We start from the raw sequence: 13,566 nt of genomic DNA on the forward strand, positions 1-13,566 counted from the left end.
GGTGCTCCGAGATGCATACCTTGAATCAACTTGTTAGCTTGTAGTTACCGCAAGCGCTTGTGGAAAATCTTAAGGGAGTTTTCCACATGAAAATTGAACAGATTGCCGCAACTACCGCTAATAAACGGACGATCACGGCAGGACTTACTGCCGCTTTGGATCAGCAAGGTTTGATCCATGGTGCGATTAAACGGGCCGGTGTTTGGCGCCATCATCAGGATTACGATGATTTTTTGCAGGAAGCGTATTTGGTTTATGCCCAGGCTTATCAACAATACCCTGGTGATCCAGCGCAGGAGGCCCAATTTTTACCCTATGTTTTCCAGCAGATTTGTTGGCGAATGACTGATTTATTGCGTTATCAACAACGGCGCCAAATGGCCGACTTGCCTACAAAATTGCCCGGGAAGTTGCCTGACTTTAGCGAACATTCAGTGGTGCTGATGCTACTGCAGCAAATGACGCAACAAAGTTCGGCAGTTGATCAATTAATTATTCGTGAACACTTTATTTTAGGTCGACCTTTGAGTGCTCTGGCAACCAAATATCAGCTTAGTCCGCGGACTTTACGAGCAAGGCGTTATTATTTACGGCAACGACTGGCGAAACAGTTGGCCACTCGTCAGTAAGTTAAACATGATATAATCAAGTCAAAACAATCAACAAGTGGGGTTGGAAAATGATATTACCACGAATTTATGCGTTGTTAATTGGCTATGGTTTCGGCAATTTTATTACGGCTTATGCGGTGAGCTACTGGCGCACGGGAAAAAGTCCGCGCGAATTAGGCTCAGGTAATCCCGGTACCGCTAATATTGGCGCCGTTTTAGGTAAGAAATTCGGAATCTTAGTGTTGTGTGGCGACTTACTGAAAACGCTGGTCGCAATTCTAATAGCTGTTTGGCTGTTTCCTGATTTAGGTCGACTCGCCATCATGTACGCCGGTATTGGCGTCACGTTGGGGCATAACTTCCCAGTTTGGCTTAAATTTCAGGGTGGTAAAGGTGTTGCCGTCTCAGCTTTGCTGTTAGTTTCTTATGATTTAAAATGGGGCCTGATTTGTTTGCTGATTGCCCTAGCAGTCCTGCTGATCACCAAAGATTTAGCTTTACCGGGAATTACGATTCTTTTGAGTTTTACCGTTGTCAACGCCGTTTTGTACGGTCTGGAACCAGCCATCGGATTTGGTTTTCTAACCGTGTTATCAATCATTCGCTTCTGGCACGACCTCGTTAATTTGGCCCACGGAAAGTCTAAGAAAATTGATTTACTGCAACGCTTCAAGAAAAAGCCAGAAGTAGTCAGTGAGAACGCAACTAATGCCACAAAGAAAGATTCGCAGAAATAGTTGACATATATCTAGTTATTCTTAATGTGGCATAGTTGTGATCGAGTTTTTAACTGCAGGAATTATAATTCAGTTGACTTGTCTTGCTAGTGTCCAACTAGCACCAACAATTGAGCGTTAAGCAACCTTGCTCCAGACGGAATGGAGGGCATGGTTGTCAGCCGCCAAATTTCAGAGTGTGACAAAAAACGTGTTCGGGGCGACAAATGGCTATGCCTAATTTGATGATTTGCTCGGTCACTTGCAGTGCCCAATCAAATTATCGAAATTATGCTACGCCAAAAGAACGTCGCCCCTCACACTCTGGTCTTAAACGTGTTCGAGGCGGTAAATGGCTATGGCTAATTCAAATAATCACTCGATCTGCTAAAGCAGCTCAAGCAATTATTTGAAATTAGCCTACGCCAAAAACCCACCGCCCCTCACACTCTGGTCTTGACTTTCCCTATTTTCTCCAGTAACATTGGCATTAAATTCAATAGTTCTCGCATAACTCAGTAGTGGTGTTGTTTTGCATTCAGGAAGCCGATGGTTGCTGGAAATCGGTTGCGGCAAGGTCATGAATTACATTGTGCTTTACGTACGAGGGTCGTTCTCTTTACGAACGAGAGTGCTTGTTTTGGCAAGTAACTGGGTGGTACCGCGGTAAATTATCGTCCCTGATCAACATTGTGTTGGTCAGGGATTTTTTTATTGGCGTATTGGCGAGAGCGCATTAATTTAGTTAATCAAGATTATTAAGAGAAAATGGAGTGGGTAAAGATGGAACGTAATGAAATTTTAGCTGATTTACAGTGGCGTGGCGCGGTTAATCAGGTGACTGATTTAGAAGGCTTGGAAAAGTTAACTGCTGAAAAAGTGGTTTCTTTATATTGTGGGGTTGATCCAACTGGGGATTCGCTGCACATTGGTCATTTAATTCCGTTCATGATTCTGAAACGATTCCAAAACGCTGGGCATCATCCCTACATTGTGATTGGTGGTGGGACCGGTTCAATTGGCGATCCTTCTGGTCGTAAAACTGAACGTGTACTGCAAACAATGGATCAAGTGAAGAAGAATGAAGCAGCCATTACGAAACAAATGATTCATTTGTTTGGCAAAGATAACTTCTCAATTGTTAATAACTACGATTGGTTATCAAAAATTAGTTTATTAGATTTCTTGCGGATTTACGGCAAGGAATTCCCAATTAACGTGATGCTCAATAAAGAAGTTGTTTCGTCACGTTTAGCAACTGGGATTTCTTTTACTGAATTTACTTACCAAATCTTGCAATCGGTTGATTTCTTGACGCTGTACAAAGAACATGACGTTCAATTACAAATTGGTGGCGCCGATCAATGGGGTAATATTACGGCCGGGACTGATTTGATCCACAAATTGGAAAGTCAAGAAGCCAAAGTTTATGGGTTAACCATTCCTTTGATGTTAAAGGCTGATGGTACCAAGTTTGGTAAAACTGCTGGTGGCGCTGTTTGGCTTGATCCTGAAAAGACTACGCCTTACGAATTTTATCAGTTCTGGTTAAACCAAGATGACCGCGATGTAGTGAAATACTTGAAGTACTTCACGTTCTTGTCTCACGAAGAAATTGATGAATTGGCTAAAGCTGTGGCCACAGAACCAGAAAAACGTTTGGCACAACGGCGCTTGGCTGAAGAAGTCACTACTTTTGTTCATGGGGAAGAGGCTTGCGCTGAAGCGGAACATATTTCTCAAGCCTTTTTCGCAGGGGACTTGTTAAGCTTGTCGGCTAAAGAAGTTGAGCAATGTTTCCACGGAATGCCTGGGGTCACAGTTGCGCACGATACTTGGAATTTGGTGCAATTCTTGACTGATGTAACCAAGATTGAACCTTCACGGCGCCAAGCTCGGGAAGACATTAATAATGGCGCCATTTACGTCAATGGTTTCCGTCAGCAAGATGTTGACTTTGTAGTTAATCCTGACGGCGCTTTTGAAGGTAAGTTCATTATTATTCGTAAAGGTAAAAAGAAGTATACTTTGGTGCGGATCGAAAAATAGTTGTTAAATCTTAAAACGAATTAAGTAAAATAATCGCGAAACCGTGTTTTGGAAAGTCAGTATTAGCTGATTTTTGCAAACACGGTTTCTTTTTTTAATGGTTTTACTAGGCCAAGTTTGTTTCGATGTAGTAACTTGTTTGACTTTTTTTACTGAAAAATTTGGAAATGATGATCAAAAGTCCGTTTTTAGGAGAAAATTTGTCGCTTTTTGTCAAAAATTACATGTGAAGGAAATATATTACCAACCTTTTATTAGCATTTCTGGCACTTCGTTTGTGCAAAAGTGATAGCAAAGCTTGATATGACAAGCCTTATGATATATTACAATTTTGCTAGCAAAAAATTAGTAATTGTCACATCATGTTTTTTTCGCTGTAACTTTACTGTAAAAAATTACTGCTATACTCAGTTCTAGTATTAAGTCATGGGAGTGTACATTTTGAAAAAAATCAAAAAGACTTTATTTCTTAGCGCCACGGTAATGCTTTTAGCAGGTCCTGCCTTGGCCCAGACCGGTTCCGTTTATGCAGATACAGTATCAGATGCCAAATCAGCAATTTCATCAAACCAAAGTGCTGGCGAAAAATTAGTTAGCCAATTAAACGATATGCAAGATAAAGTAGTTGCTTTACAGAAAAAAGTAACTGCCAAGAATCAAGAAATTGCTAACGTTCAAAAGGACATTACTAGTTCGCAAGCTCGGTTAGATGAATTAGTTGGCGAAATCAAAACAGCGACAGTTGAATTAAACAACCGGAAGACTGTTTTGCGGGAACAATTAGTTCAATTACAAAAAGAATCAACCAATAGTGTTTCTGGCAACGTTTATATTGACTTTGTTTTAAGTAGCGACAACTTCACTGAATTATTATCACGGTCAGTAGCTGTTGGTAAATTAAACAAAGCTAATAAGGATGCCATGGATGCCGTTCAACAAGCCAAGGACAAATTGGCCGGTTTGAAGGACGAACAATCAGCAAAGCAAGATCAATTAGTTGCTGACAAAGATAAATTAGTTGGCGAAAAAGCTGCTTTAACAGCTGCTCAGAAAGATGCTGACAGTGCTTCGCAAGACTTACAAAAGAAGATCGAAGATAACCAAGCCACTTTAGCAACCTTACAAGTTAACTTGAACACTGCTTTAACAGCCCAACAAAAAGCTGCTAACGAAGCTGCTCAAAAACAAGCTGCTGCTGAAGCTGCCGCAGCTCAAGCAAGTGCTGCTAAATCTGCTGCAAGTTCTTCAACTGCTAGCTCAAGTAGTAGTGCAAGTACCCAATCAACAACTAACAATGTCGTGAACAACGTCAATGCCGGCACTTCAACTGGTAATAGCGGGAGTAGTTCTAGCAATGGTGGTAATAGCTCACATAACGGCAACGCCTACGCTTATGGCCAATGTACTTGGTATGCTTACGAACGTTCTGGCTGGGCTGGCAGTTACTGGGGTAATGGTGCCGACTGGGGTAACAGCGCTCGCGCTGCCGGTTACACTGTTAATAACACACCACAAGCTGGTGCCTTAGTTAGCTTCGCTGGTGGTCAAAACATTGGTGGCTGGACAGCTGATCCTACTTACGGTCACGTTGCTTATGTTGAATCTGTCGGTAACGGCACAATCACCATTAGCCAAGGGGGAATGGGCTTCTCTAATCCTGGTGGTCCTAACTATCAAACTCTTAGCAACGTTGGTGCCTACACTTATATCCACCCAGCAAACTAATCATTTGAAAATAATTAAGCAACGCTGATTTTAAATCTCGTTGTGTATGCAATAGCCATGGTGACTCTATTTGAGTGATCATGGCTATTTGTGTTTTCCCTGACTATTTTGATACAGAAATTGGTGGAAATCGCGATAATGTTTAAGTCTTCCCCAATTATGGCAGGTGGTCGCTGGGCGATTTAAGTAGTGGGGGAACGCTGTGGTCATCGATTTGAAGCTAAACTAGTTTCAGACAAGGTAGCTGACAACTCCGTTGCGGCCGGCGGGTTGTGGAACGCGGCCGGGATTGATTTGAGCTTATTGCTAACGCAACAATCTCAAATACAACCCTTATCCTAAGCGCTAAAGCGCCAAGGATAATTTGGCGGCTGACAACCCGGCGGCCTCCACTGCGTTTTGAGTTAATTTAGCCCACTTTAGGTTTAGTTGATATCAAGGCAATACTAGTAAAGTTGGACGCCAATCGCCCAACAACCACCTGTGGAAACTAACTGAATTCAGCACCACTATTTAGAAAACGGATTGGCGTAAACTAAATAAGTCTGTTTGACAATTTTTCTGGAAGTAGACCAGAGAAATGTCGAATAGACTTTTTTGGTACCACTATTCAAATATGATAACAATTCAAATCAAGTTAAGCTGTCCCACTACAATTGCCTTGAACACTAACAAAGTTGAAGTGCACTACCTAAACTTCAGACGGAATGGAGGGCGTGGTTGTCAGCTGCCAAATTTGTCTTGCCGCTTTAGCGGTTAGACAAAGGCTCGTATTTGAAACAATTTGGTCTTCAATTGGTTCAAATCGATGCCGGCCGCGTTCCACAACCAGCAAGCCCGCAATGGAGTCAAAACCAGTTTTGTTTCAACACCTTCACTTGGGTTCAAAGTTTTCCGATTGGTCTGCAATTACTTCGAGCAGTACTGCAAGATTTAAAATCAAATTGAACAATTTTTTAATGCTGATTAGACTGATTGATTATCAGTGAACTTAATTTAAAAAATACAAAATGTAAGCGATTGTTTTTGTCATCAAAATAATTGCGAACATATCTCAATTAGATTGCAAACAACCTATTTTCACTGAAATTGATTAAAATAAACCTTGATTTAATGCGGTATTTATGCAGGATAACAATTTGCTAATAATGTCATCTCTTCTTTGTCGTTCTGTAATCTGGCTGTAATGATGTTCATGCTATACTTATCACGCATTAAGTCATGGGAGTGTAAAATTTGAAAAAACTAACGAAACGATTATTTGTCAGTATGGCTGCATTGGTGATTGCTAGCCCATTATTTGCCGGAGCTAAAACAGTTTCTGCAGATTCACTTAACGATACTAAGGCATCAATTTCTAGCCAACAATCTGCTGGCGATAAATTGGTTGCTGAATTAGATCAGATTCAGGGTAAGGTTTGGTCTTTACAAAATAAAGTGACGGCTAAGAACCAAGAAATTGCTGACGTTCAAGATAATATTACCAGCTCGCAAAAACGATTAGGCGAATTAACTGGCGAGATTAAAACGACCACAGCTGAATTGACTAATCGCAAGGCTGTTTTACGCGAACAATTGGTTGAATTACAAAAGCAATCAACTAATAGTGTATCAGGCAATATTTACCTTGATTTCGTTTTAAGTGGTGACAATTTTACAGAACTCATTTCTCGTTCATTTGCTGTTAACCGGTTAAACAAGGCTAACGAAGAAGCAATGTCAGCTGTTCAGGATGCTAAGCAAGAATTAGCTAGCTTAAAAGATGAACAAACAACTAAGCAAAACCAACTTGTTGCTGACAAGGACAAATTAGTTAGCGAAAAGACTGCTTTGGATGCTGCTAAAGCTGATGCTGATGCTGCCGCCCAAACATTACAAACTAAGATTTCCGAAAACCAAGATGTTTTAAGTACTTTAAAAGTTAAATTAAATACGCAAACTGAAGCTGGGGCTAAAGCACAAGCACAAGCTACTGCAGTGGCTGCACCAGTTAAACAAGCTGCTGCTACACCACTTGATAACAGTGTGAAAGCACCAGTGGTTAATACTCATTCAGGTAGTAACCCATATGCTTATGGCGAATGTACTTGGTATGCATACCAACGTACAGGCTGGGCTGGCGGTCATTGGGGCAATGGTGGCCAATGGGGCGCTAGTGCTGCCGCTGCTGGCTACACCGTTAACAACACACCAGAAGTTGGTGCAATCGTTGTTTTTGCTGGTGGTCAAAATGTTGGCGGTTGGATCGCTGCTCCTGGCTATGGTCACGTTGGCGTTGTTGAAGCCGTTACTGGTGGTTCAATTACAATTAGCCAAGGCGGAAATGGTTTCTCTAACCCAGCTGGTCCTAACTTACAAAGTTTAGGTAGCGTTGGCTCATACACTTATATTCACCCAGCACGTTAATTTAAAAATTCTCATGATGAAGCACGATTGCCATTACTGGCAATCGTGTTTTTTAGTTGTTGCGTCCTTAAATGGCTGCACAAATATTTAGTTAATGTTACAAAGCAAAATTTCGAGAATCAACTTGACTAGTTTTGCCACAAGTGTTGATTTGATAGGCTTTATTGAATCATTAATTCAATGATAGACTGATTATAACTAATTATGAAATAATCTTAGTGATTTCTAATTGATATTAGAAAATCGCGACAAAGCCAGCGCTTACAAGCTTTGCTGGCGGTACCTTTTTCTTATTGCACAAAATGATAAAAATACTGTAATAATGGTCACAGGTTCTTGTTGTTGCTGTAATCTTTCTGTAATCAAGAATTGTTATACTAGGTTTCGTAATAAATCATGGGAGTGTAAATCTTGAAAAAACTTACAAAACAATTATTCGTTGGCGCCGCTGTTGTTATTATGGCAAGCCCTGTATTTGCGGGTGTTCACCAAGTTTCTGCCGATACAATTTCTGACGCAAAGAGCGCGATTTCCGATAATAAAAGTAGTGCTAGCAAGTTATTAGCACAATTGAACGAGCAACAAAATCAAGTTGCTAAATTAAGCAACGATGTTTCCAATAAGATCGTAGCTATTAATGATACGCAATCAAACATTGATGATACTCAAGCTAAAATTTCAAATATTGATGGCGAAATTGTTACTGCTAAGAAAGAATTAGCTAACCGTAAATCAGTTTTACGCGAACAATTGATTGAATTACAAAAACAATCAACTAACAGTGTATCTGGTAATGTTTACGTCGATTTCGTTTTAAGCAGTGATAATTTCACTGATTTAGTTTCACGGTCAATGGCCGTTAACAAGATCAACGGTGCCAACAAAGAAGCAATGGCTGCCGTCACTGAATCTAAAGAAAAATTAGCTGATTTAAAAGCGGACCAAGTTAATAAGAAAGATCAATTAGTCGCTGATCAGGCCAAATTAGTCGCTGACAAAGCAAGTCTTGACAGCAAGAAAGCTGCTGCTGAAACTGCTCAAAAAGAATTACAAGATAAAGTTGACGCTAACAAAGCTGAATTAGAAACTTTACAAGCACAATTAGATAGTGCTACTAGTCGGGCTGCTGCCGCTGCTTTAGCCGCTGAAACTGCTGCTAAGCAAACAACAACTACTCAAGCTGCCAATACAGCAAGTAGTAGTTCTGTATCAAGCCAAAGTAACAATGCAAGTGCTTCTTCAAGTCAAGCAAATACTTCATCTGCTGCTAACAACAATAGTAGCAGTAGCACAACTGTTACCGGTACTGGTCGCGGTGTTGCTATTGCTAATAATGCCGCTAAGTATATTGGCACACCATATGTTTATGGTGGGTCAACACCCGCTGGTTTTGACTGCTCAGGTTTGATCTGGTATTCAGCTAAGCAAGCTGGAATTTCTTTACCACGGACTTCTCAAGCTATGAGTACACTTGGTTCTTCAGTTTCATTAAGTAGCTTACAAGCTGGCGACTTAGTATTCTGGGGTGGCGTTGGTAGTGCTTATCATGTTGGTATTTATGTCGGTGGCGGTCGTTACATTCACGCCCCACAACCTGGCCAAAATGTCACTTACCAATCAATCAGTGCTTGGAGCCCTTCATTCGCTCGTCGAATCTAATTAAGATAATTAAAACCAACTTCAATCTTGAAGTTGGTTTTTTATTTGTCATAATAGGGATCAAAAAAAGGGCAGCATTCAATTTGAATGCTGCCCCTTTCTTTCTATAATGAATTTAAACAGCAGTCACGAAAATATAACTAGCTGCCTTAAAGCTAATCGGAATTTCACGATCATCGCTGGTCTTGATTACGATGGGTCCTTCGAATGGTTCGTGGCGCAGAATCGTAATTTCAGTACCAAGGGCTAAGTTCAAGCCTTCAAAGTACATCAGGAACTCATGGTTATCGATGACCCGTTTCACTTGGACCGTTTCACCATCAGGCGTATCGACGAGTACCAGATCACTTTGATCGGTCATTGGCGCATTGCCGGGAATTAAACCACCATGTGGGCAACGTTTGGGATCATCAAGGAAAGTATTCAGCCGCGAGATCAGCATGCCGTCAGTGGTGTGTTCCAGCACATCAGCAGCTTCGTGGACTTCGCCGATATTGTAATTAAGTTTGTCGTGGAGAAAGACTTCCCAAATACGATGCCGCCGGACTAAAGTTGTGGCAATCTCGCGGCCTTTTTCAGTCAGTGAAATTTCATTATAAGGTGTGTGACTCACCAATTCCTCTTTCGCCAAACTAGTGAGCATTTCTGTGACTGAGGGCGCACTGACCTGTAAAATGTCAGCAATATTCTTATTGGTAATTTTCCGCCGATCATGACTAAGTTCATAGATGGCTTTGAGATAATTTTCCTGACTTGGTGACATTGCGCCAACCTCCATAAGTTTACTAATTGGCAAAACAAACATTCTAACTTATATTATAGCCTATCTTTCCCGATTTAAGTAGGTCGATAATTGGTTTGTTTCCTATTTATAAATTATAAATCGAATTACTTTTATACGCATAAAAGTAATGAACCGTCAAAGCTGGTGTTAGGTGGAATAGTTGAAGTTGTGCTAGAAGTCCAACGTTGAGGACAATTCTACAATTGCTGCCTTGAATGCTGGCAAAAATAAAGTGACACACTTCAACTCCAGACGGAGTGGAGGGATCTTGGCGTCAGCCGCCAAATTGTTCTTAGCGGTTTACCGCTTAGTACAAGACTTGTATCTGAGACAATTTGGTTTCTAATTGGCTCAGATCAACGTCGGCCGCGTTCCACGCCAAGCAGCCCGGAACAGAGTCAGACGCCATTCTGTTTTACGACTATGTTAAAGCTGCAATTGCTAACTATTTAGTAGCTAGTTAGCAGTGCCAAATTCATCGACTGAACATTGGTAGATTACGTTAAAACGACCGGTTTAGAATTAAAGCCTGAAGTATGCTAAGATAGCGTTAACTGGAAAGACTTGGTCTAACAAGTTCCTTAGATTAAATTTAATTTTTTCTTATCTTTCCTATTGACAGTTACCCAATAGTCTTGTAAAGTAGCGGCATTGGCTTAGTTTTGTGGGTGTCGGGTTGACCTGAATCTTTCGATAAAAGATGACGTGACGTGGCACTTGATAAGATAGGGCTTTTTTTAATGGCAAAGGGTTAAGTAACAGTTTCACTGACCTTTTACATTTTACTTGGAGGAGAGTTACATGCGTTTAAATGCGAAAAAGCGAAGTAAGATGTCGCTGGCCGGCTTACTGATTACGATCGGTATTGTCTACGGCGATATCGGGACTTCACCGTTATACGTTATGAAGACGATTATTAGCGATAACGGTGGCTTAAATACCGCTTCTCGAGAAATGATCATTGGTAGTATTTCACTGATTTTCTGGACAGTGATGTTATTAACCACAATTAAATATGTCTTGATTGCTTTACGGGCAACGAACCATGGTGAAGGTGGGATTTTCTCACTTTATGCCTTAGTCCGACGCCGTAAAAAGTGGCTGATTTACCCAGCATTAATTGGCGGTGCGGCTTTGCTCGCTGATGGGATGTTGACCCCAGCAGTAACAGTAACTACCGCGATTGAAGGGCTGAAGGGGATTAATTTCCATGGCCTGGAAATGGTGAATACCCAGCAGCAAGTCATTGTCATCACGATTGTGATTCTCTCGTTCCTTTTTCTGATTCAGCGCTTTGGGACGAGTGTGATCGGCCGGGCGTTTGGTCCCGTCATGTTTATCTGGTTTATGTTCTTGGGTGTGGTTGGCTTCATTCATATGGCCGGCGACTTCTCAATTCTAAAATCATTGAATCCTTATTACGCCATTGATTTGCTGTTCTTCAGTAAAGATAATCACGTTGGCGTTTTTATCCTCGGTAGTGTCTTCTTGGCGACAACTGGTGCTGAAGCCTTGTATTCAGACGTTGGTCATGTTGGCCGAGTTAATATTTTAGGCAGTTGGCCCTTTGTTTTCACGAGCTTGATGTTGAATTACCTGGGGCAAGGCGTTTGGGTAATGCAGAATGCCAATAACGCCAAATATTTACAAGATGCGACTTTTAATCCATTCTTCGAAATGCTGCCTGGTGAATGGCGGTTAGTCGGGATTGTTTTAGCAACATTAGCCGCAATTATTGCTTCCCAAGCGTTGATTACTGGTTCTTACACTTTGGTTTCCGAAGCTGTTCGTTTGAAGTTCTTCCCAAGAATGAAAATTATTTATCCAACTGAGAAACATGGTCAGATTTATATTCCTTTAGTTAACAAGATTCTTTGGTTGGCCTGCATTGCCATTATTTTCTACTTCCAAACTTCTTCACACATGGAAGCAGCTTATGGCTTGGCCATTACAGTCACGATGTTAATGACCACCTTGCTTTTGTACCAATATCTTTGCCAGATTCATGTCAAAAAGATTTTTGCCCTGGCAATGGTTATTTTCTTCGGTGTAATTGAAGGCATGTTCTTAATTTCTTCGTTAGTCAAGTTTGTTCATGGTGGCTATGTCACTGCGATTATCGCCGGCTTGATCTTGTTCACGATGTATATTTGGTACAATGGTAACCGAGTTCGTGATCACGAAGAATTCCGGTCCGCTTATGTGAGCTTAGATGATTACAAAGACCAATTGAGCCGTTTGAGCAATGACGATTCGTTGCCAATTTATAGTGATAATGTTGTTTATATGGCAAAAGTTAAGCCTGGCAATCGGATTAAACGGGAAATGATGTATTCGATTCTCGATAAACGGCCAAAACGGGCCAAGGCTTACTGGTTTGTAACAGTCAATGTGACTGATGAACCATACACAGCCGAATACACGGTAGATACTTTAGGTACCCGTAATGTAATCAACGTCCAGCTTTATCTGGGTTTCCGGCGGGAACAGCGGGTCAACGTTTATCTGCGGGCCATTGTTCATGAAATGATTGAGCGTGGTCAAATCGATCCGCAACCAAAGAAATACACGACAATTGTTGGGCGTGATGTCGGTGACTTTAGTTTCGTCATTGTCCAAGATGTTATCTCACCACAAACACATATTAAATCTTACGAACGCACAATGATCCAATTGCGGGTTGGGTTGCAGAATATTACGAGTAACCCTGCTTCTTGGTTTGGCCTTGAGTTCTCTGACGTTGTCGTCGAGAAAGTGCCGTTGATTTTAGGTCAGGCACATAAACCTAATTTGACTTATATGTCGAAACGGGCGGTCCAAGAACAAATCGAGGAACATAAAGCAGCTGATGAGGCGAAACCAACCAAACATCAGATGCCAAAAATGAACGAAAAGCCTTACGAACAATAGTCTTGTTGGTTTAGTATTGCTAGTGCCAAGACTTCCCCAATTGAAGTGGTGGTGGCTGGGCGATTTAGAGGGCGTGGAACGCTGTGGCCGTCGATTTGAGCTTATTGCTAGCGCAACAATCTCAAATACGAGGCTTATTCTAAGCGATAAATCGCCAAGAATAATTTCACAGCTGACGCCAATCGCCTAGCCACCACCTGTATTAACTAACAGAACTGAGCACCACTAATTGAAAAAACAAATTGGTGTAAACTAATGAGTCTGTTTGACAACTTTTCTGGATAAAACCAGAAACTGTCAGATAGACTTTTTTGGTATTATTTTTTATGTGTGATGACAATTTGAACCATTCAGTGGAACTATTCCACTATGATTGACTTAATCACTAACAACGATAAAGGGTGCCAACTCAACTCCAGACGGAATGGAGGGATCTTGTCGTCAGCCGCCAAATTATTGTTGGTGCTTTAGCACTTACAATAAGACCTGTATTGATGACAATTTGGTTTGTAATTGGCATCAATCAGTGTCGGCCGCGTTCCACGACAAGCAGCCCGTAATGGCGTCAGACCAAATTCTGTTTATACACCTTTGCTGCTTTTTAATGGTTTTGGTCCTTGTTCTTTAATTGTCTCAAATCAATGCCGGCCGCGTTCCACAACCAGCAAGCCCGGAATGCAGTCAAAACCAATTCTGTTTCAACGCT

Annotated in this window: 10 protein-coding genes; 9 read left to right on the forward strand and 1 reads right to left on the reverse strand. The window is 41.3% G+C overall.

The window, feature by feature from the left end:
- The first annotated feature begins 86 nt into the window (after positions 1–86).
- The 7 genes from EKM82_RS08760 (at position 87) to EKM82_RS08785 (ending at position 9,166) form a co-directional block, all read left to right on the forward strand.
- The gene (locus tag EKM82_RS08760; protein WP_125768114.1) at positions 87–629 is read left to right on the forward strand and encodes a sigma-70 family RNA polymerase sigma factor; all 543 of its coding nucleotides are present in this window, start codon (positions 87–89) and stop codon (positions 627–629) included.
- Positions 630–679: 50 nt separating this feature from the next.
- Positions 680–1,348, forward strand: a complete 669-nt coding sequence (locus EKM82_RS08765) for a glycerol-3-phosphate acyltransferase (protein ID WP_125768116.1) — start codon at positions 680–682, stop codon at positions 1,346–1,348.
- 762 nt (positions 1,349–2,110) lie between these two features.
- Positions 2,111–3,376 carry a tyrosine--tRNA ligase gene (tyrS, locus tag EKM82_RS08770; RefSeq protein ID WP_125768118.1) on the forward strand — a complete coding sequence of 422 codons (1,266 nt, stop codon included), beginning with the start codon at positions 2,111–2,113 and terminating at the stop codon, positions 3,374–3,376.
- A 441-nt stretch (positions 3,377–3,817) separates the two neighbouring features.
- Complete coding sequence (locus EKM82_RS08775) at positions 3,818–5,101, forward strand: CHAP domain-containing protein (RefSeq protein WP_225419701.1); 1,284 nt, start codon at positions 3,818–3,820, stop codon at positions 5,099–5,101.
- Positions 5,102–5,808: 707 nt separating this feature from the next.
- Positions 5,809–6,090, forward strand: coding sequence for a hypothetical protein (locus tag EKM82_RS11520; protein WP_164508193.1), 282 nt, complete (start codon positions 5,809–5,811; stop codon positions 6,088–6,090).
- Between the two features lie 247 nt (positions 6,091–6,337).
- Positions 6,338–7,507, forward strand: a complete 1,170-nt coding sequence (locus EKM82_RS11920; protein WP_125768120.1) for a CHAP domain-containing protein — start codon at positions 6,338–6,340, stop codon at positions 7,505–7,507.
- 459 nt (positions 7,508–7,966) lie between these two features.
- Positions 7,967–9,166, forward strand: coding sequence for a C40 family peptidase (locus EKM82_RS08785; RefSeq protein ID WP_125768163.1), 1,200 nt, complete (start codon positions 7,967–7,969; stop codon positions 9,164–9,166).
- A gap of 115 nt (positions 9,167–9,281) precedes the next feature.
- Here EKM82_RS08785 and EKM82_RS08790 read toward each other — a convergent pair whose 3' ends face one another.
- Positions 9,282–9,929 (reverse strand): metal-dependent transcriptional regulator, encoded by a 648-nt coding sequence (locus EKM82_RS08790; protein WP_125768122.1) that lies wholly within the window; start codon positions 9,927–9,929, stop codon positions 9,282–9,284.
- An 822-nt stretch (positions 9,930–10,751) separates the two neighbouring features.
- Here EKM82_RS08790 and EKM82_RS08795 point away from each other — a divergent pair.
- Entirely contained in the window at positions 10,752–12,860 is a 2,109-nt protein-coding gene (locus EKM82_RS08795) for a KUP/HAK/KT family potassium transporter (RefSeq protein WP_225419702.1), read from the forward strand.
- A 424-nt stretch (positions 12,861–13,284) separates the two neighbouring features.
- Complete coding sequence (locus tag EKM82_RS11525) at positions 13,285–13,488, forward strand: hypothetical protein (protein ID WP_164508194.1); 204 nt, start codon at positions 13,285–13,287, stop codon at positions 13,486–13,488.
- The last annotated feature ends 78 nt before the right edge of the window (positions 13,489–13,566 follow it).

The sequence above is a fragment of the Lapidilactobacillus wuchangensis genome, assembly GCF_003946645.1.
GTDB classification, from domain to species: Bacteria; Bacillota; Bacilli; order Lactobacillales; family Lactobacillaceae; genus Lapidilactobacillus; species Lapidilactobacillus wuchangensis.

What these genes read in the sequence shown, in the direction of transcription:
- EKM82_RS08760 (WP_125768114.1), top strand. Translation starts at nt 87, where the DNA reads ATGAAAATTGAACAGATTGCCGCAACTACCGCTAATAAACGGACGATC.
- EKM82_RS08765 (WP_125768116.1), top strand. Translation starts at nt 680, where the DNA reads ATGATATTACCACGAATTTATGCGTTGTTAATTGGCTATGGTTTCGGC.
- tyrS (WP_125768118.1), top strand. Translation starts at nt 2,111, where the DNA reads ATGGAACGTAATGAAATTTTAGCTGATTTACAGTGGCGTGGCGCGGTT.
- EKM82_RS11520 (WP_164508193.1), top strand. Translation starts at nt 5,809, where the DNA reads ATGGAGGGCGTGGTTGTCAGCTGCCAAATTTGTCTTGCCGCTTTAGCG.
- EKM82_RS08785 (WP_125768163.1), top strand. Translation starts at nt 7,967, where the DNA reads ATGGCAAGCCCTGTATTTGCGGGTGTTCACCAAGTTTCTGCCGATACA.
- EKM82_RS08790 (WP_125768122.1), bottom strand. Translation starts at nt 9,929, where the DNA reads ATGTCACCAAGTCAGGAAAATTATCTCAAAGCCATCTATGAACTTAGT.
- EKM82_RS08795 (WP_225419702.1), top strand. Translation starts at nt 10,752, where the DNA reads ATGCGTTTAAATGCGAAAAAGCGAAGTAAGATGTCGCTGGCCGGCTTA.
- EKM82_RS11525 (WP_164508194.1), top strand. Translation starts at nt 13,285, where the DNA reads ATGGAGGGATCTTGTCGTCAGCCGCCAAATTATTGTTGGTGCTTTAGC.